Source organism: Streptomyces sp. NBC_01384 (genome assembly GCF_045040035.1).
Taxonomy (GTDB): domain Bacteria; phylum Actinomycetota; class Actinomycetes; order Streptomycetales; family Streptomycetaceae; genus Streptomyces.
The window spans coordinates 4,555,401-4,574,458 of the sequence record NZ_CP109559.1; the positions used below are offsets into that span (position 1 = coordinate 4,555,401).

Sequence of the window (19,058 nt, forward strand, 5' to 3'; positions counted from 1 at the left end):
TCACACAATTGATCTCAATAGTTTGATCGTTCGGATTGATACGGATGTTTCGGGTGACCGTGCATGCACGTATCGTGACGGGAGGATCCAGGGAGCCCACTCTCCCGAACTCCGTGCATGCCCCCGCATGGGAGTCGACCTCGTATGACAGCGGGAGGGCCGGCGCGCGTACGCATCCGCCCGCCTGCTCCGGCATCGTGCCCACCGCGTGCCCGTAAGGGCGGACAACCACGGTTGACAGCGGTACGACCCGGCCCGCACGACCGCCCCCGAGGTGCCCGGGTGAACGGCCCCGCCCCACCCCGTCGCAGCGGATGCGGTGGGCGCTTACCGCTTCCGGGGCGGAGGGGGCAAGAGCGTGGCAGTGAGCGTTTCGGCCAACCATTCCTCGTACGTGTCGGCGGACCAGCCCCGTCCTGCCGTGAGCTGGGTGTACAACTGCGGGCCGGCCAGGGCCCAGACGGCGTCCGCCAGGTGGGCCGGATCCGCCTCCGGACCCAGCGCGCCGGCCTCGTCGAGGTGCGTGACGAACGCGGTGACGCCGGTCAGCCGCTCCCGCTCACCGATCTCCAGGACCTCCCCGACGTCCGGCCCGGCCTGGGTCAGCAGGGCGAACAGCGGGGCGATCCGTTCATGGATTCCGCGCGCGTATGCGGCGTAGAGCCGGAGTTTGGTGCCCAACTCCCTGGTCCGCAGGATCTCTTGAACCTGGGGGCGGTCCGCCATGGGAACCGGTTCGTCGTCTCCGGCCAGCGTGATGTCCCACAGGGCCTTGACCATGCCCGGCTTGCCGCCGAACGACTTGTACACCGTTTCGGCGGAGACTCCCGCCCGCTCGGCCACGGCACGCACCGTCGTGGCGTGGTAGCCCTCCCGGAAGAGCAGCTCACGGCAGGCCGCCAGCACCGCGGCACGGTTGCGGCGCGCGGCCTCGCGCCGGCGCCCGGAGTTGTAGGGCCGACGTGGCGTCCCGTCCGTCATCGGCACACCCTCCAATTCTGTTACAGTCGACTGTATTGAATATTGCTCGGTCGCCGGAGGCTTGTATGTCCCGTCCCGCGCCCACGCAGGTCGCACCTGGCGTCCACCGCCTCGGCGATCATGGCGTCAACTTCTACCTGATCGAGGACCCCGACGGTCTCGTCCTGGTCGACGCGGGAACGCCCGCCCATCTGAAGCAACTGCGCACGCTGCTGGCCGGCCTCGGCCGCTCCGTGGCCGACGTCCGTGCCGTACTCCTGACCCATGGCCACGCCGACCACACCGGGCTGGCCCACCCCCTCCAGGAAGCCGGCGCCGACCTCTGGATCCACGAGCGGGACGCCGTCATCCTGCGCGACGGGCCGCGGAGCGCGATGCGCCACGCCAAGCCCGAGCGTTCGATGCTCCCCTACCTGCTGCGCAGACCCTCCGCACTCGCCCTCCCCCTCCAGCTGGCCCGCGCCGGAGCCTTCACCGCTCCCGCAGTGCAGGGTGCGCGGGTCTTCGACGCCGACCAGGTGCTGAAAGACGTCCCCGGCGCCCCGCAGGCCGTCGTACTGCCCGGCCACACACCCGGCAGCACCGCATACTTCTTCACCGACCGCGGGCTGCTCTTCACCGGCGACGCCCTGGTCACCGCCGACGGCTTCTCCGACCGCACCGGACCCACGATCGTCAGCCGCTGCTTCACCCACGACAGCCGGGCCGCACTCACCGCCCTCGACCGCCTCGACGAACTGACGGCAGACCTGCTGCTGCCCGGCCACGGCGAGCCCTTCACCGAAGGCATCCGAACCGCCACCCGACAGGCACGGCAGCTAGGCGTCCACTGACCTCCCACGCAGAGGTGATGTCGAGGAGCGGAAACATGACCACGAGCGCAGGGCGGATCCGGGGTCCGCCGCGGGGCCGGCCGAGCACCTCTCACCGCATATCGGCTTCCACACCTTGAGGCCGGTCTTCGGTGGTACGAGGTCCGGCAGCCGCTCACGTACATGCGCGACAGCGAGAGGTGCCGCGGCGCCGTACAGCAGATCTCCAGGTGGCGCACCGCCCGGCACGACGATATCCATCACCTTCCAAGGAAACGACATGAGTTCTGCACCGCCGAACAACGGCGCTCAGACGCCGGATTACTACCGTCCGTGCGTCATGCACGTCCCCGCCGAGAAGGGCGTGGTCAAGTGGATGTCCGGCGACGTCTACGAAGTCAAGGCGACGGCCGAGTCCACCAACGGCGCATTGGGCTTCATAGACTGCTGGGTTCCTCCGGGCAACGGCCCGGTGGCGCATGTGCACAAGAGTGCCGACGAAGCCTTCTACCTCATCTCGGGTGCGCTGGAATTCCTGAACGGCGATCAGACCTTCGTGGCGAACGCCGGTGACTTCGTCTTCGTGCCGAGGGGCACACGGCACCGGTTCCGGAACATCACCGGCGAAGTGACACACATGGTGGCCTTCTACACTCCCGGCGGCGGCGAGGCGCTGTTCCTGGAGGCCGGGGACGACCCCGTCCCCGGCGGGAAGCCGGAGTTCTGGCCGCCGGAGCGCGGCCTGGCGCTGGCGGCGCTCCTCGGACGGAAAGACATCGACATGGAGGTGCTGCCCGAGGAAGCGGACTTCAACAGGCCCGCCGACGAAGCCTGAGCGAGGGCGGCACAGCAACGGTGCTCGGGCCGAGAGACCGTCGGCCCGAGCGCCTTCTGAGGACGCGGCATGGGCCCTCGGGGCCACGGATCGCCTCCCGCGCCCTCGGGCCGCGGCGGCCAGGGTGTCGATCAGGCGAGGGCCGCGCAGTGGTGACGGTCTGCCCGTACTCGCGCGGCGCGGCGACAGGTGACGATCTTTGAACGAAGTGTGCACAAGCGGTACAGAAACAGGTCGGCTGATGGTAAGAAAAACCGCTCAGTCTTCATGTTTACCCCGCACCTGTGACCACTCCGGGCGCGAATAGCTGGAGGAGGTCCCGGTTTGGCCGGGTTTTCCGCGCCCGCACGCCGTGGCCGCCATCGCGACCGGCGACGCACACGGCTGTTCGCCATCGCAGCCGTGGCCGGTGCGGCACTGATCGGCACGACGATCAGCTTGCTGATGCCGTCGGCCCAGGCCGACCAGACCACCCAGGGCGTCGACAGCTTGCGCACCAACTGGGACCAGAACGAAGCCGGGCTCTCCCCGGCGGTTGTCCAGTCGTCCGCCTTCGGCCGGCTCTTCGCCACCAAATTGGACGGGCAGATATACGCCCAGCCGCTGGTGCTGGGCGACGAGGTGATCGCGGTCACCGAGAGCAACACCGTGTACGGCCTCGATCGCACCACCGGTGCGATCGAGTGGAGCAAGAACTACGGACCGGCGTGGCCGGCCTCGGCGATCGGCTGCGGTGACCTGGTGCCCAACGTGGGGGCGACCGCGACTCCCGTCTACGACCCCGCCACCAACGCCCTCTACTTCACCACCAAGGTCGACGACGGAACCTCCACGCACCGCCACCCGAAGTGGCTGATGCACGCGGTGGACCCGACCTCCGGAACCGAGCTCTCGGGGTGGCCGGTCACCATCGGCGGAAGCCCCGGCAACGACCCGAGTGCAAGCTTCGACGCCTACTACGAACAGCAGCGCCCCGGCCTGCTGCTGATGGACGGCGTCGTCTACGCGGGCTTCGGCGGCCACTGCGACGCATGGCCGTACCGCGGCTACGTGGTCGGCGTGAGCACCACCGAACACAGCATCACCTCGATGTGGGCCTCGGTGACCGGTGCCGGCACGGGCGGCGCCGGCATCTGGCAGTCGGGCGGCGGCCTGGTCTCCGACGGTTCCGGCCGGATCTTCTTCAGCACCGGAAACGGCATCAGCCCGGCCCCCGGGCCGGGCAGGACCACGCAGGGAACCCTGGCCGAGTCCGTCGTCCGCCTCCAGGTCAACGCGGACAACAGACTCAGCACGGCCGACTTCTTCAGCCCGAGCGACGCCTCCACCCTGGACCTGAACGACCAGGACATCTCCTCGGGCGCCCCGGTGGCACTGCCGGACGGCTTCGGTACCAGCGAACACCCCCACCTGCTGGTCCAGCAGGGCAAGGACGGCAGGGTGTTCCTGCTCGACCGCGACAACCTCGGTGGCATGGGCCAGGGAGCCTCGGGCGGCGACGCCGCGGTGAGCGTGTCCGGCCCCTACCAGGGAATGTGGGGGCATCCCGCGTTCTGGGGCGGCGACGGTGGCTATGTCTATGTCGTCGGCAACTACGGTCCGCTGCGCGCTCTCAAGTACGGCGTGCGCAACGGCGGCACACCCGCGCTCACCCTCACCGGCCAGAGCCAGGACACCTTCGGCTACACCAGCGGCTCTCCCCTTGTCACATCCAACAACACGGACGATTCCAGTGCCCTGGTGTGGATGGTCTCCGCGAGCAACGCCTCCGGGGCCGACGGCACCCTGCGCGCCTACAGCCCCACCCCCGACGGCAACGGCCTGCTGCAGCTGCTGTGGTCCGCGCCGATCGGCACGGCAACGAAGTTCAGCACTCCGACCGCCGGCGACGGCAAGGTGTACGTCGGCACCCGGGACGGCGTGCTCTACGGTTTCGGCAGCCCGGCCAGGACCGCCCTGACCGCGGCCTCTCTCGACTTCGGCCAGGTCGGCGTGGGCAGCAGCAGCTCGGCCGACATGAAGCTGACAGCCACGCAGGACGTCAGCATCACCGGGCTCAAGGCCTCCGGCGCGTTCTCGGTCGACCCGTCCGCCATGCCCACGGCCGAGCAGCCCACGGCCGAGCAGCCCACGGCGCTGGCGACGGATGCCACACTCGATGTACCGATCAGCTTCGCTCCCACGACCACCGGCGGCATCAACGGCACGCTGACCGCGAATCTGTCGGACGGCCAGAAACTCGTCTTCGCACTCCATGGCGTCGGCACCAGGCCCGGTCTTGGGGCGGCACCCACCGCCATGGACTTCGGGGACGTGCCCACCGGCAGCACCTCGACGCTGAACCTGCAGATCACCAACACCGGCACCGAAGCGGAGACGATCGACTCGATCGACTCGCCCACCGGCTCGTTCGCCGCCTCGGGGCTGCCGAGCACGGGCACGGTCGTACGGGCCGGTGATTCGTTCGTTCTCTCGGTCACCTACACGCCGGTCGGCAACCAGGATGACAGCGACGCACTCGTGATCAGCAGCAGCAGCAGCAGCGGCGACACGCACACTCTGAGCGTGCCGGTCAATGGAACGGCCATCACGGGACAAGGACACCTGGAGTTCTCCACGAGCTCGCTGGACTTCGGCCCGGTTCCGATCGGCAGCTCGAAGTCGCTCTCGTTCACCATCACCAACACCGGCAACATCCCGGTGACGGTGACCAAGGCCAAGGCGCCGACGGGTGACTTCAACAGCCCGATGCAGCTGTCCGAGGGCCTGGTCATCGGTCCTGAACAGACCGCCGTGCAGAGCGTGACGTTCACTCCGCGTTCGGCTGCGGACCTGAGCGCCTTCTACGAGGTCACCGGGACCGGGGTCGACGCGAACGGCAACGGCCAGGGCGCCATGTACGTGCCGGTCAAGGGCACCGGTACCGGCACCGCCACGACCACCTCGGCCAAGGACGGGCTGTGGCAGGCCAACGGCACGGCGGTGCCGGCCGACGACGGCAGCGTCCAGCTGACCCCGGCCACCAGCAACCAGGCGGGCACGGCGGTGTACACCAAACCGCTGCGCACCGACGGCCTGCGGGCCACCTTCACCGCGAAGTTCGGTCCTGGTAGCGGCGGGAACGGCATGACGCTCTCCCTCCTCGACCCCGCCCAGAACTCCGCCTCGGCACTGGGCGGGGCCGGCGGCGGCCTCGGCATCGCGGGGCGGCCGGGCGTGGTGGTCGCGCTCGACACCGGCTGGAACAACACGCTGCAGAAACAGAACTTCGTGGGTGTCGGCCACAGCTCAGCCGGCTCGTCGGCGATCGACTACCAGTCGGTGGCCAAACTCGGCACCTCCCTGCGTCAGGGCACGCACCAGGTGGACGTCCAGGTGGACGCCGGCCATGTGTACGTCTGGGTCGACGGGACGCAGGTACTGGACGCGACACCGACGCTGACATCCAGCGCACTCGTCGCCTTCTCCGGCGCCACGGGCGACAGCGCCGACGCGCAGACGGTGAGCGGCCTGGTCGTCAGCGAGGCGGCGCCCCCGGCTCCGGAGCCCAAGGCGGCGACCTCGCTCCATCTCACCGCCCCGAGCACGGGTGTCCCGGGCCGGCCGTTGACGGCCCGCGGCACGCTGACCTCGACCGCGGCGCTTGCCCCGGGCCAGGTCGTACACATCACGCGGAACAGAGCGGCACTGCGCGATGTGACGACGGCGACGGACGGCTCCTTCACGTTCGGCGACACTCCGCCGGCAGAGGGCACTTACACCTACGCCGCACGTTACGCGGGGGACGAGACCCACGAGACGGCGAGCGCCGCGAACCTCGTCCAGGTGTCCAAGTTGCCCACCTCGGTCACTCTGGCGGCTCCGGCCACGGCCACCCGCGCACACGCACTGACCGTGTCCGGCAAGCTCTCCGGCTCGCCCTTCGCCGCCGGTGAGGTCGTCAAGGTGACGAAGACCGACCTCGCCCACCCGTCCGGTGCCGCACTCGCCGACGCGAAGGTCGCCGCGGACGGTTCGTTCACGTTCGCGGACACCCCGCAGACCGGCGGCGCCAACACCTACAAGGTGGCCTACAGCGGCGACATTTCGCACAAGACGGGCAGCCACACCGCCACCGTCCAGGTATCCCGGGTCTCGACGTCCCTGACCATCGCCACCGACCTCTCGACGTACAAGTACGGCCAGTACGCGAAGATCACCACCCACCTCGGTACGACCTACAACAGGCGTACGGTGGCGGTCTACGCTCAGCCGTACGGCGGCAAGACGGTCCTGGTGAAGTCGGGCACAGTGGACTCCCACGGCAATCTGACGGGGTCCTACAAGCTCGCCCGCAACACCACGTTCAGCGCGGTGTTCGCCGGCGACTATCGGTACGCCCCGAAGACCGTCGCCCGAAGTGTGCACTCCTATGTGGGGATCTCGGAGAAGCTGTCCGGTTACTACACGAGCACGCACTACGGAAGCACCCTCTACCGGGTGTACCACCACACCGCCAAGGAGCAACTCGACGTCACCGTCGCACCCGACAAGGCCGGCCAGTGCGTTGTCTTCCACGTGCAGCGGTACTACGGCGGCGCCTGGCACACGCAGACCACCACCCCCTGCTCCTCCCTCGGTTCCACCAGCACCGGCCGCCACCAGATGTCTCTCACCAAGGCCGTCAACAGCAGGTTCCGCGTGGCCGCGCAGTACATCCACAGCAGCAAGGACAACACCAACCTCAGCACCTGGGGCGCCTGGCAGTACTTCACCGTCAGACAGTGAGCGGCGATCGTCGCCGCCCGGACCGGGCGCCCTCGCACCGAGGGCGCCCGTTCCGCTGTGCGAGTCAGGCCGGCGCCTTGACCGCCGAGCTCGCCTGGGCCGGCTCCCGCACAACGCGGCGGCGCCGGACCGGCATCCCGAGCGCCGGGTTGGCGACGCCCCAGGCCGCGCCTTTGCAGACCAGCTCCTTGTAGACGGCGGCGAGCCGTCCTGTCAGGGCCGCCCGGACGGCGCGGTCATCGGCGGTGACGTACTGGATCAGGCCTTCCTTGCGGCCCAGCGAGATGCACTGGTTGAAGTAGCGGAGCGCCACGTTCGGGCGCTTCCCGCCGGTCAGGCGCGCCGCGATGGCGTCGGCGGCCTGCCACGCGGAGGGAACGCCCGAGGCGCACGACATCCGCAGCGGCTTGTCGCCGGGGCCCGTCACCATGGCCGCGTCGCCGATGGCGTACACGTCCGGGTGCGAGACCGAGCGCATGGTCCCGTCGGCCACGATCTGGCCTGTGTCGGTGACCTCCAGGGTGGTGGCCTTCGCGATCGGGTGGACGGCGAAACCCGTGGTCCACACGGTGACCGCGGCCGGGATGGACGTGCCGTCGGCGGCGGCGACGCGGTCGGCCTCCACACCGGTGACGGCGGCGTGCTCGTGCACGGTGATGCCGAGATGGTCGAAGACCTTCCGCAGGTGCCGGCGGCCTTTGGGCGAGAGCCAGTCGCCGAGGCCGCCGCGGGCGGCGAGCGCGACATCGAGGTCCGGGCGGGCCTCGGCGATCTCGGTCGCGGCCTCCAGGCCGGTGAGGCCGCCGCCGACCACGACCACGGGCTGTCCGGCGTCCAGGCGGGCCAGGCGCTCGCGCAGCCGGAGCGCTCCGGGGCGACTGGCGATCTCGTGGGCGTGCTCGGCGGTGCCGGGGACGCCCTGGTTGTTCCAGCCGCTGCCGAGGGCGTACACGAGGGTGTCGTACTCCAGCTCCTCGGCGCCGTTCGCGTCGATGACGGCGACGGTCCTGCGGTCGACGTCGACGCCGGTGACCTTCGCGAGCTTCAGTTCGACGCCGGTGCCCGCGAACATCTCGCTGAAGGGCCGGGGCTTGAGGCACTGGCCGACCGCGAGCTGGTGCAACCGGACGCGCTCGACGAAGTCGGGCTCGGCGTTGACGAGGGTGATGGCGACATCTTCGCGGCGCAGCCGCTTGGCGAGGCGCCCGGCGGCGATGGCTCCGGTGTATCCGGCTCCGAGGACGATGATGCGGTGCTGCATATACGTGCTCCTGTCTTGGGCGGGTTCGCCACCTGAACCGGGCGGCCCACCGTTTCCTGACAGCAACGCGATGTGAAGCACCTCACATCGGGGTCAGAAGGCGTTGAGCAGGGGTTCGCCGTGGTCGGCGGCCGCCCACCGCCGGGTGGCGCGTTCGAGCTTGTCGGGGTTGACCTGGTTGCGGAACGCGGCGATGCCCTCGGCGGTGACCTCCAGGCACATGACGCCGACCACCCGGCCGTCGACGACCGCCACGACGGCGGGGTCGCCGTTGGCGGTCGTGGCGTAGACCTCGGGTGAGCCGCCGGCCAGGGCGCGCTTGGCCTTGCCGGGTTTGAACAGGCCCCGCATGAACTTCGCGACCGCGAGGGCGCCCTCGACCACCTTGGCGCGGGCCGGGATCTTCCCGCCGCCGTCGCCGATCGAGATGGCGTCCTGGGTGAGCAGCCGCACGAGCGGCTCGGTCCGGCCGCTGGTGGCGGCCGCGAGGAACTCGTCGACGATCCGCCGGACGGCGGCCTCGTCGATCTCGGTGCGGGCCTTGCCGTCCGCGACGTGCTTCTTGGCGCGGTGGAAGATCTGCTGGCTGGCGGCCTCGGTGATGTCGAGGATCTCGGCGATCTCCCGGTGCGGGTAGTCGAAGGCCTCCCGCAGCACGTACACCGCCCGCTCGCCCGGGGAGAGTCGCTCCAGCAGGGCGAGGACCGCGTACGAGACCGATTCGCGCTGTTCGGCGGTGTCCGCCGGGCCGAGCATCGGGTCCCCGGCGAGCAGCGGCTCGGGGAGCCATTGGCCCACATAGGTCTCGCGCCGCGCACGAGCCGAGGTGAGCTGGTTGAGGCACAGGTTGGTGAGAACCTTCGTCAGCCATGCCTCGGGGACCTCGATGTGGTCGACGTCGGCGGCCTGCCAGCGCAGGAACGTCTCCTGCACGGCGTCCTCGGCCTCGCTCGCGGAGCCGAGGAGCCGGTAGGCGATGGCCTCCAGGCGGGGCCTGGACGCCTCGAACCGATCCACGTCGTTCATGGTCAGGGCCATGGGCCGAATCCTAGTAGGGCTTGGCCAGGTTCACTTGTGGGTGGCGTGTCTTCGTGTCCGTGGGCGGACGGGGCGGACGGGGCGGACAGGGCGGACAGGGGCAGCCTTTAGTCTGATGATCAGAACTAGCTTTCGAGGCATGGAATGTGGGAAAGGTGACCGGCGATGTCGCTGAGCCCCGGGGATGCGGAGTCCATAGGGTCGATAGGCGGCTATGCGCTGATCGACCGGCTGGGCAGCGGCGGCATGGGGGTCGTCTACCTGGCACGCTCGGCGTCGGGGCGGCAGGTCGCGGTGAAGGTGGTGCACGCCCAGTACGCGCAGGACGAGGAGTTCCGGGCCCGTTTCCGGCAGGAGGTCACGGCGGCCCGCAGGGTGAGCGGGGCGTTCACCGCCCCGGTGGTGGACGCCGATCCGGACGCCGAAGTGCCGTGGATGGCGACGCTGTATGTGCCGGGCCGCACGCTGTCGGACATGGTGGCCAAGGAAGGCCCGTTGAGCGGGCGGGAGTTGCGCACGCTGGGGCTGGGGCTCGTCGAGGCACTGCGGGACATCCACCAGGCGGGCCTGGTGCACCGGGACCTGAAGCCGAGCAACGTCCTGATGGCCGAGGACGGACCGCGCGTCATCGACTTCGGCATCTCACGCGCCGCCGACAACCAGGCCCTCACCGTGACCGGACGCCTGATCGGCACCCCGCCCTTCATGTCCCCGGAGCAGTTCATCTCGCCGCGGGACGTCACCGCGGCCTCGGACGTGTTCTCGCTGGGGTCGGTGCTGGTGTACGCGGCCACCGGCACCCGTCCGTTCAGCGCCGACAGCCCCTATTTGACGGGCTATCAGGTCATGCATGAATCCCCGCGGCTGGATGGAGTCGGGGAGCCGCTCCTGAGCATCGTCGAGCGTTGCCTCGACAAGAATCCGGCCGCCCGGCCCGGCCCGGCCGAACTGCACCGCATGCTCCGGACGCTGCCGGACTCCGCCGGAGACGCGACCACCGTGGAACCCCGCCGCCAGGGTTCCCGTCCTCGCCCCGCACCACCAGGCGTGGCCTCCACCCAGGTGATGGGCCAGACGGTCGGGACCAGAACCGGCCGCGGACACCGAGCGCGCCGGATCATCCTCATCAGCCTCGCCGCGGCCCTGGCCGTCACCGGGCTGAGCATCACGACGATGCACCTCGTGTCGCGCTCGGACACGACCTCGAAGGCGCCGACGGAATCCGCGTCCCCCACCGCCGCGGGCCCGCGCGCCGCAACGTTGCCCGCCGGCTGGGAGCCCTGGCGGACGGACCTGACCCACGACTCGGGCAACATCGACCCGATCTTCTACGCGGAGTCCGGGTGCGTGTCGGGCGGAAACGCCGCGTACTGCGCCGGAACGGGCTTCACGGTCGCCAAGGTCGACGCCGCCTCCGGCCGCACCCTGTGGCGGGCCGGCACCAATCCGCAGGAAGCGCGGCCTGTCGGTGTCCGGGGCGGGCTCGTCTACGTCTACTACTTTCCGGACGACGCGGCCGACGGCAACAGGGTCCTCAAACTGGTGGCCCTGGACGCCGGCACCGGGAAACAGCGGTGGGCCCGCCGCATCGGCGACAACAACGCACCGGCGTACCTGTTCAGCGGCGGGGTGCTGACGATGTCGGCCTCCGGGACGCAGTTCGTGGCCTACGGGTCGTCGGGCGAGGAACTGTGGACGTCGTCGGCGTCGGCGTCGGGCGGGAAGTCCTGCGTACCGCTGGTACTGAGCGACGCCCCGTACGGTCTGTGCTCGTCGGGCGGGTCTCCGGGCGGGGTTCCGATGAGCCTGCTGCGGCTCAACGCGTCCGACGGCACCCGGAGCGACATCGCGACGCTGCCGCCGGCGGCGGAACCGCTCGGTGTCGTCGACGGACAGTTCCTGTTCGCCGTGATGCAGGACCCGGACAAGGTGTCGCAGTCCGTGGGCGACGAGTCGTACGCGGAGCTGGTGCGGGTGAACCCGAGCAGCGGCGCCGTCCAGCACCTACCGCTGGCGGGATCGCCGCGAGGCGCCGCCGCCCTGGTGGACGGCGTCGTCTACGTCGTACGGGACGGCGGAGCGGTCACCGCGGTGTCGACGACCTCCGGCAAGCAGCTGTGGCGGAAGACGACGGAGCTGGAGAACCTGTCCGTACCGGTGTTCTCGGCGGCCTACGGCGATCTCTACTTCGCCAACCACTTCGGCCGCCTGCTGGCGCTGGACCGGGACACAGGAGCGGAGCGGTGGCGCACGGCCGCGTTGGACGGCGTGGGGGACTCGGCGGACGAGAACACGCCGAGCCTGCTGCTCGTCAAGGACGCGATCGTGGCGGTGGCGGGCGACACGGTCTTTTCCGTACGTCCGGACCGTCCCGTGGCCCGGTCGTCGCCGACCACCGGCAGTTGACCCGTGCCCGCCGGGCCGGCGCCCTCCGCTCCAGGCCACTTCCGACAGGTCCCGCCAGGAGCTCCTCACCCGGCGCGGACGGCACCGCGGCCGACGGGCCCCCGGGAAGCTCTCCGGGGCCCCGTCCGCACGGGGGAGTCATGGACGCGGGGTGTCATGGACGACGAGGGAGGCCTCGGTGGCACCTTGCCCGTACCGCCGACACGTTCTCGGGCTCCGGGGGCTTTCGGGCTCCGCGCGGAAAGCCCCCGGTGCTGACGCGATCAACGGCACTTGTGGTGGTGGCACTTGGGGCTGGCCGTCGGGGTGCGCCGGGTGGTGGTGGTCGTCTTCTTGCCGGTGCTGCCGCCCCGCTTGCCGGGGGTCGCGGAGGGAGAGGGGGAAGGAGCGCCGGATTCGTCGGTGCCGTGGCCGAGGGGGGCGGGCGCGGGGAAGGGGGCGTCGGGCAGGCCGGCAAGGGCGTCGCGCATGTACTGGGTCCAGATCTCGGTGGGGATGTCGCCGCCGAACACCTTCTGCAGGCCGCCGACGCCTGCCAGAGACTGCAGCTGCGGGTGGGTCGGGTCCTCCCGGAAGAGGACGACCGAGGTGGCGAGTTGGGGGGTGTAGCCGATGAACCAGGCCGACCGGTAGTCGTCGGTGGTTCCGGTCTTTCCTGCCGCGGTCCTGCCCAGAGCCTGGGCCTTGGTGCCGGTGCCCCGGGTGATGACGCCCCGGAGCACGTCGGTCACGTTGCCGGCGATCGCCGCCGGCAGGGCCCGTACGAGAGCGGGGGCGGTGAAGCCGGACAGCGCCGTGCCGTCATGGGTCACCTTGGTCACCGAGTACGGGGCGGTCTGCATCCCGTCGGCGGCGAAGGTCGCGTAGACACCCGCCATCCGAATGGCACTCGGCGTCGAGGTGCCGATGTAGAAGCCGGCGCTGGGGGCGGCGAGGCTGCCCGGGCGCAGGCCGAGGGCTTCCGCCGTCTTCGCCACGTTCCCGTGGCCGACGTCCTCTCCCAGTTGCACGTACGGCGTGTTGACCGACTGCTCCATGGCCTTGCGCAGATTGATGTAGCCCCAGCGGTATGTGGTGTCGTTGTGCTGGTGGAGGAGCCCGGTGGGGTCCTTGGCGTCGGTGACGTAGGTGCCCTGCTGGTCCTTGATCTGGATGCCGTCGGCACCGTTGAACTTGCTGGCCGGGGTGATCGGTTCCGGGGGCCTGCCGGGTTGCATGACCGCTCCGTACTGGAGCGCGGCGGCGAGGACGACCGGTTTGAAGGTCGATCCCACCGGGACGCCGGAGGTGTCGGCGTTGTCCGAATAGTGGGCCTGGTCGAAGCCAGGGCCGCCGTAGACGGCCAGGATCCTGCCGGTCGTGGGATCCACCGAGGCGGCTCCGACCTGGACGTCCCGGTCGACCGACCGGTGGGCGGGGTCGAGACGTTGCTTGCGTACCCTTGCGACGGCCTGGTCCAGTTCCTTCGTCTTCTTCCTGTCGAAGGTGGTGTGTATCTGGTATCCACCCCGGCTCAAACTGCTGTCGGTGACGGTCCGGTCGTGCGCCTGGACATACGCCCTGGCCAGTTGGACCAGGTAGCCGACCTGGCCCGTGAACCCCGAACCGGGGGTCCACTTCCTGGGCGCCGGGAAGCCGGCGGCCGCGTACCGAGCCCGCTGCCCGGGCGTCAGCTTGCCGGTGGTCACCATCCGGTCGAGCACCCAGGACCAGCGTGCTTGCGCCTGCGCTCTGGCCGCGGGGTCGGAGTCCGCGTACTGGAAGAGGCTCGGCTCGTTGACGGCCGCGGCGAGAAAGGCTCCCTGGCTCACGTCGAGCTTCTCCACCGGGAGGTTGTAGTACATGCGGGCGGCGGCCTGGATGCCGTTGGCCTGGCGGCCGAAGAAACAGGTGTTCAGATAGCCCTGGAGGATTTGCCGCTTGGTCATGACCGCGCCGATCTTGGAAGAGATCAGCAGTTCCTTGAACTTGCGTGAGATCGTCTGCGACTGATCGAGGTAGGTGTTCTTGACGAACTGCTGGGTGATCGTCGATCCGGACTGGACGGAGCCGCCCTCGCCCATGTGGACGACGGCGCGGAGGATGCCTTGCGGGTCGATGCCCGGGTCGGTGTAGAAGGACGAGTTCTCCGCGGCGATGAAGTCCCACTGCACGTCCGCGGGTACCTGCGAGAGGGTGGCGTTCTGCCGGTTGACGCTGCCGTCGGTCGCCAGAACGGTTCCGTCGGACCAGTAGTAGACGTTGTTCTGCAGCTGCGACGTGGGATTGGGGTCGGGGATGGTGACCGTGGCGTAGGCATAACCGATGGCCGCTGCTGTGGCGCCGAAGCAGAGCATGAAGAGCCCCAACAGTTGACGCACCGACGGCAGCCAGTGGCGCGGGCCTGTCCTGCCCCGGCGCGGGTAGTCGATCCAACGTTTCTTCTGCGGCGCCGTTCTCCGGGCGCGGCGTGGCACGTCCTGTCGGGGGCCCTGGTCACGACGTGAGGCCCGGCGGCCCGTGGCGCGGTCACCCCCGGCACGCGTGCCGCCGTTGAAGGGCTGCGGCGGTCGGCGCCGGTGTCCGCTCATGGGCTCTGATCACTGTCCTCTCAGTACAACTGTGGTGTCTCGGACGGTCCGGGCTGCCGGAAACCGGGGTGGGGTGGGGGCTGTGGAAGGCCGCCTACGGTGCCGGCTGCGGGAACGGGTCGTGCGGCGCCGACTGCGGACAGCCGTCGCTCGGCGCCTGCTGCGGAATGCCGGGGTCCTGTGGAGGGAGGTCATTGCCGGGCGTCTCTGCGCCCACCGGGGCCCGCAGGCTGCCGTACCGCTCCATGCGCTGCCACCGCAGCCGTGAGCCCGACACGGCGGTGAAGACGGACTGGATCACCACCAGGTACATCAGCTGCCGGTAGACGAACTGCTGCAGCGGCAGGGTCCACAGCGGGCCGGGCCGTTCTCCGTCCAGGCGGAACGCGTACAGGCCCATCAGGAGTTGCAGCAGCAGGAAGGCGAGCCACAGCCCGATGACCCGGACCGGGTCGAGGAAAACCAGCCCGTACAGGGCGAAGATGTCCACGACGGGTGCGAGCAAAGGCAGCAGTACCTGGAAGAGCAGCAGATAGGCCAGGCCCCGGCGGCCCAGTTTTCCTGCCGCACCGCGCTGCACCAGCGCGCCGCGGTGCTTCCACATCGCCTGCAGGGTGCCGTAGCACCAGCGGTACCGCTGCCGCCACAGGGCGTTCAGTGACGCGGGCGCCTCGGTCCAGGCCCTCGCGCCCTCCTCGTACACCACGCGCCAGCCGTCGCGGCACAGCCCCATGGTGAGGTCGGTGTCCTCGGCGAGGGTGACGTCACTGACGCCGCCGAGGTCCAGCAGCGCCCGGCGGCGGAACGCGCCGACCGCTCCGGGTACGGTCGGCATGCATTCGGCGAGGTCGAACAGGCGGCGGTCGAGGTTGAACCCGACCACGTACTCGATGTGCTGCCAGCGGCCCAGCAGGCCACCTCGGTTGACGACCTTGGCGTTGCCCGAGACAGCGCCCACGCGGGGGTCGGCGAAGGGCTGCACGATCGTGCGGACGGTGTCGGTTTCGAAGACCGTGTCGCCGTCGACCATGACCACCAGGTCGCAGGAGGCCGCGGCGAGTCCGGTGTTGAGTGCGGCGGGCTTGCCCGCGTTCTGCTGCCGGATCACCCGCACCGGCAGGTGCAGCGATTCCACCAGATCGGCCGTGCCGTCGGTCGAACCGTCGTCCACCACGATGATCTCGACCGGATGGTCCGAGGCGAGCAGTGAGCGCACGGCCGCCTCGATCCCGGCGCTCTCGTTGTACGCGGGGACGATCACGCTGACCGGTTCGGTCACCGGCGGTCCCCAGGACCGGCCCCGGCCCTTCGTCCGCAGGCGCCGGTGCCGCCGGGCGGCGATCAGCACGACCACCGCGCGCAGCACGCTGATCGCCCCGGCCGCGTACATCAGCAGGCCCAGCAGCCACACGACCCGGTCGCCGCCCCGCAGCATCTGGATGAGGGCCAGTCCCTGCAGATGGTCGGCGAGCCCGGCGGGCTGGACGGGTGCGGCCATGCCGACCGCGTCGGACACCGTCGCGAACGTGAAGCCCTGTGCCTTGAGCCGTGGCACCAGGGCGCTCAGCGCGGCGACGGTCTGGGACCGGTCACCGCCGGCGTCGTGCATCAGCACGATCTGCCCGGCGTGGCCGTGCGGTGTCGCGTTGGCGACGATGCGGTCCACACCGGGACGCTGCCAGTCCTCGGCGTCCCGGGTGGTGAGCACCGTCACATAGCCTGCCGCACCGGCTTGCTTGAGGGCGGACCAGTCGGCATCGCCCAGTGCGTCGTTCTCCGAGGAGTACGGCGGCCTCAACAGTGCGGTGGTGACCCCCGCGGCACCGGCCACCGCCAGCTGCGTCTCGCGCAGTTCCAGGGAACGCTGCCATGGAGCGAGCCGGGCCAGGTCGGGATGGGTGAAGGTGTGGATGCCGATCTGATGGCCGTCGGCGACGATCCGGCGGACCAGCTCCGGGTGGGCGACGGCCTGGGTTCCGACGACGAAGAAGGTCGCGTGCACATGGTTACGGCGCAGCACGTCCAGAATCCGTGGCGTCCAGACGGGGTCCGGGCCGTCGTCGAAGGTCAGCGCGATGGTGCGGGCCTTCACTCGGGCGGTGTGCGGGGAGGTGGCGGCGTTCGCGATCACGGGGCCGCCATGCACCACCTGGCTGGGCACCGTGCCGTTGCGGCCTCGGGCGCCGGTCACGTCGTCCGAGGTGATGCCGAACATGTGGTGGGTGTAGCCCTGCAGCAGCAGGGCCGCCGACAGGGTCACCGCGAGCGCGCTCAGCAGCAGCCAGTGGGCGCGCGGTGTGATCTGGCGGGTGCGGCTGCGGCGGCGAGGAAGAGCGTTGCGGCGTCGGCGGTCGGTCACGTCAGAGCCCTGGATCACTTCACGGGATTGTGGGTCGAGCCGATGGCGCGCCCCTTGGAGGTGGAGGTGGAGGCGGGGGCGGAGGCGGGGGCGGAGGCGGCGGTCGAGGTCGGGGACGTGATCCTGGTGGGCGCCGCGGTGGGCCCGGACGTGACGGCAGGGGCGGTGGATGCTGCCGCCCGGTCGGTGGGGCCGGGGGCGGGGGTCTTCTGCGCCGCGGGGCGGAAGTTCTTCCGCGCTGCGGTCGGGCTCACGCTCCCTGCGGAGTGGCCGGTGCCGGGCGAGGAATCGGGTGCGGTCGCCCGGGGCGTGGCCGGGTGCGTGGAGTCCGGCTGCGGCACGAACGGAGAGCTGATGCTGGGGCCGCCCAGCACGGCACTGATCAGCAGGGCGACGTAGCCGCCGGCGGGGATCACCAGCAGCCGGGCGGCGCGGAGCACGCGGCGCTGGCGTCGCCCCGAGGAATCGACGAAGACCGGCCGCGCCGACGCGCTCGCCGGCGTGTCCGGTCCTGGTACCGGAAGGCCGGGTGTGTCGGACTCCGGGGGCGGCACGGTGAGGACGTCACCGTGGGGAGCGTCCCACGCCGTCGTGGCGGGGTCCGGCCCGGCCGCGGAGAGAGGCATCCCTGTGGCGTGCAGGTCCGTCCCCATCGCCCGGGTGTGACCCGTCGGGTGCGTCCGCCGCGCGAGTTGTACCGGATCCCGGGACAGCGTGGCCGTGTCGGTGCTGACGCTGCCGCTGTGCTCACGGCCATAGGCATCCGCGTACCCGACGCCGCCGTACGGATCCTCGCCGTACGCTCCGCCGCTTTCGTCCGTCCACTGCACGAGTCGTGCCCCCTGTCATGGCCGACCGACGCAGTCGTCCACATGGAAAGAGCGAACTCGACCGAAAGTGTTACACCTCGGCCTCACAGCACGGACCAAGCAGCCCGAAAGAGATTGAGACGGACAAGAAGTGAGCAATCGTGCTGATGGCTTGCCGAGGGCCCGCGTGCGGCAGGGTGGCCGGCACCGCGCCCCCCTACGCGACGGGCAGGTATTCCGCGGCGGGGGCGGGAGCGGGGAGCAAGCTTGCCGTCGGTTCTCGGCGAGGCGGACACGCGATGCCTCTGTCGGCCGCGGATTCCTGGCCCGCGCCCTTTGCGTGCCTCAGGCCGGCAGCCACTTCACCACCGCGTCCCCACACTCGGCCGTCTGCGCGTAGAACGCCCTCAACTCCTGGTGCGCCGCCGCGAACGCACCCCACGTCCTGGGCTCCGCGGTCGCGCCACCGTAGCGCGGCACCAGTTCGTCGCGGGCGAAAACCCACAGCGCGTCGAAGTCGGCCATCGTCAGGAACCTGGCCACCCGACGGGCCTGGGCCGCCGTCAGCACCAGGAACGGCGGCTTGTGTCGGTCGGGGCGGAACACCGGCCGGCCACCGAGCACCACCTGGGTCTGGGGCCGGTCCTCGGCACGATGCGGGGGAGCGCCGACATAGATGCGCTCCTGGTCCAGATAACGCTTGCCCAGCACCTCCTCACGGTGCCGGCCGACCCCGTGCCGGACGGTCTCCGAGTCATCCTCGAACAGTCGTTCAAGCCAGGTCGCACTGTTGCGCAGTGCCGGGGGCGGCACCGCTCGCAGACGGAGGTACGTACTCATGCCAGAAGGAGCGCACGGGGGCGCCGAAGCATCACGCGACCCGACGGACCCCGTTCTGGGAAGACCCCTCGACCGTCGTGCGCGCGAGCTGGGGCGGTCCCACGCCGGTTGCCGGGAATCCCCCCGGAACCGGGTGACGGATCGGCCGCTGACCTCGCTTCTCCTTATGTGACGACAGAGCAGGAGACGAGACCCCGTGCCTCGCCGGGACAAAGATCGGCGATCCGCCGCATGGTCAGGTCCGGCAGATAGGCCACCTTGCGCGCACCGCCGGTCGCGCAGCGCCGTCCGCACACCGAATCCACGGGCCCGAGGAGCCGTCCCGGTGGCCCCGGCGCGGGCACCTGTCCCCGACGCGGGCACGTGTCCCCGACACGGCG

General features: G+C 70.3%; 11 protein-coding genes. 4 read left to right on the forward strand and 7 right to left on the reverse strand.

The window, feature by feature from the left end:
- Positions 1 to 327: 327 nt before the first annotated feature.
- On the reverse strand, positions 328 to 981 hold the full coding sequence (locus OG747_RS20815; protein WP_405880831.1) for a TetR/AcrR family transcriptional regulator: 654 nt from the start codon (positions 979 to 981) through the stop codon (positions 328 to 330).
- Between the two features lie 65 nt (positions 982 to 1,046).
- Between OG747_RS20815 and OG747_RS20820 the strand changes: the two genes are divergently transcribed.
- The 3 genes from OG747_RS20820 to OG747_RS20830 all read left to right on the forward strand — a co-directional run bounded on the left by OG747_RS20820 (position 1,047) and on the right by OG747_RS20830 (position 7,395).
- Complete coding sequence (locus OG747_RS20820) at positions 1,047 to 1,814, forward strand: MBL fold metallo-hydrolase (protein ID WP_405880832.1); 768 nt, start codon at positions 1,047 to 1,049, stop codon at positions 1,812 to 1,814.
- 259 nt (positions 1,815 to 2,073) lie between these two features.
- Positions 2,074 to 2,628 carry a cupin domain-containing protein gene (locus tag OG747_RS20825; RefSeq protein WP_405880833.1) on the forward strand — a complete coding sequence of 185 codons (555 nt, stop codon included), beginning with the start codon at positions 2,074 to 2,076 and terminating at the stop codon, positions 2,626 to 2,628.
- A 324-nt stretch (positions 2,629 to 2,952) separates the two neighbouring features.
- The gene (locus OG747_RS20830) at positions 2,953 to 7,395 is read left to right on the forward strand and encodes a choice-of-anchor D domain-containing protein (RefSeq protein WP_405880834.1); all 4,443 of its coding nucleotides are present in this window, start codon (positions 2,953 to 2,955) and stop codon (positions 7,393 to 7,395) included.
- A gap of 64 nt (positions 7,396 to 7,459) precedes the next feature.
- Here OG747_RS20830 and OG747_RS20835 read toward each other — a convergent pair whose 3' ends face one another.
- Both OG747_RS20835 and sigJ read right to left on the reverse strand, forming a co-directional pair.
- Complete coding sequence (locus OG747_RS20835) at positions 7,460 to 8,656, reverse strand: NAD(P)/FAD-dependent oxidoreductase (protein ID WP_405880835.1); 1,197 nt, start codon at positions 8,654 to 8,656, stop codon at positions 7,460 to 7,462.
- A gap of 93 nt (positions 8,657 to 8,749) precedes the next feature.
- Positions 8,750 to 9,694 carry an RNA polymerase sigma factor SigJ gene (gene sigJ / locus OG747_RS20840; protein WP_405880836.1) on the reverse strand — a complete coding sequence of 315 codons (945 nt, stop codon included), beginning with the start codon at positions 9,692 to 9,694 and terminating at the stop codon, positions 8,750 to 8,752.
- A gap of 165 nt (positions 9,695 to 9,859) precedes the next feature.
- Here sigJ and OG747_RS20845 point away from each other — a divergent pair, with 165 nt between their 5' ends.
- Positions 9,860 to 12,100, forward strand: coding sequence for a protein kinase domain-containing protein (locus tag OG747_RS20845; protein ID WP_405880837.1), 2,241 nt, complete (start codon positions 9,860 to 9,862; stop codon positions 12,098 to 12,100).
- Positions 12,101 to 12,363: 263 nt separating this feature from the next.
- Here OG747_RS20845 and OG747_RS20850 read toward each other — a convergent pair whose 3' ends face one another.
- From OG747_RS20850 to OG747_RS20865, 4 genes are all read right to left on the reverse strand, one after another.
- Positions 12,364 to 14,460, reverse strand: a complete 2,097-nt coding sequence (locus OG747_RS20850; protein ID WP_405880838.1) for a transglycosylase domain-containing protein — start codon at positions 14,458 to 14,460, stop codon at positions 12,364 to 12,366.
- Between the two features lie 304 nt (positions 14,461 to 14,764).
- Positions 14,765 to 17,047 carry a bifunctional polysaccharide deacetylase/glycosyltransferase family 2 protein gene (locus tag OG747_RS20855; protein ID WP_405880839.1) on the reverse strand — a complete coding sequence of 761 codons (2,283 nt, stop codon included), beginning with the start codon at positions 17,045 to 17,047 and terminating at the stop codon, positions 14,765 to 14,767.
- Positions 17,044 to 17,859 (reverse strand): hypothetical protein, encoded by an 816-nt coding sequence (locus OG747_RS20860; protein WP_405880840.1) that lies wholly within the window; start codon positions 17,857 to 17,859, stop codon positions 17,044 to 17,046. The genes OG747_RS20855 and OG747_RS20860 overlap by 4 nt, the downstream gene beginning before the upstream one ends.
- A 324-nt stretch (positions 17,860 to 18,183) precedes the next feature.
- Complete coding sequence (locus OG747_RS20865) at positions 18,184 to 18,678, reverse strand: DUF1877 family protein (protein ID WP_405880841.1); 495 nt, start codon at positions 18,676 to 18,678, stop codon at positions 18,184 to 18,186.
- Positions 18,679 to 19,058: the final 380 nt, after the last annotated feature.

Bases quoted from the DNA above. Each gene is read 5' to 3' on its own strand.
- OG747_RS20815 (WP_405880831.1), bottom strand. From the start codon at position 981: ATGACGGACGGGACGCCACGTCGGCCCTACAACTCCGGGCGCCGGCGC.
- OG747_RS20820 (WP_405880832.1), top strand. From the start codon at position 1,047: ATGTCCCGTCCCGCGCCCACGCAGGTCGCACCTGGCGTCCACCGCCTC.
- OG747_RS20825 (WP_405880833.1), top strand. From the start codon at position 2,074: ATGAGTTCTGCACCGCCGAACAACGGCGCTCAGACGCCGGATTACTAC.
- OG747_RS20835 (WP_405880835.1), bottom strand. From the start codon at position 8,656: ATGCAGCACCGCATCATCGTCCTCGGAGCCGGATACACCGGAGCCATC.
- sigJ (WP_405880836.1), bottom strand. From the start codon at position 9,694: ATGGCCCTGACCATGAACGACGTGGATCGGTTCGAGGCGTCCAGGCCC.
- OG747_RS20845 (WP_405880837.1), top strand. From the start codon at position 9,860: ATGTCGCTGAGCCCCGGGGATGCGGAGTCCATAGGGTCGATAGGCGGC.
- OG747_RS20865 (WP_405880841.1), bottom strand. From the start codon at position 18,678: ATGAGTACGTACCTCCGTCTGCGAGCGGTGCCGCCCCCGGCACTGCGC.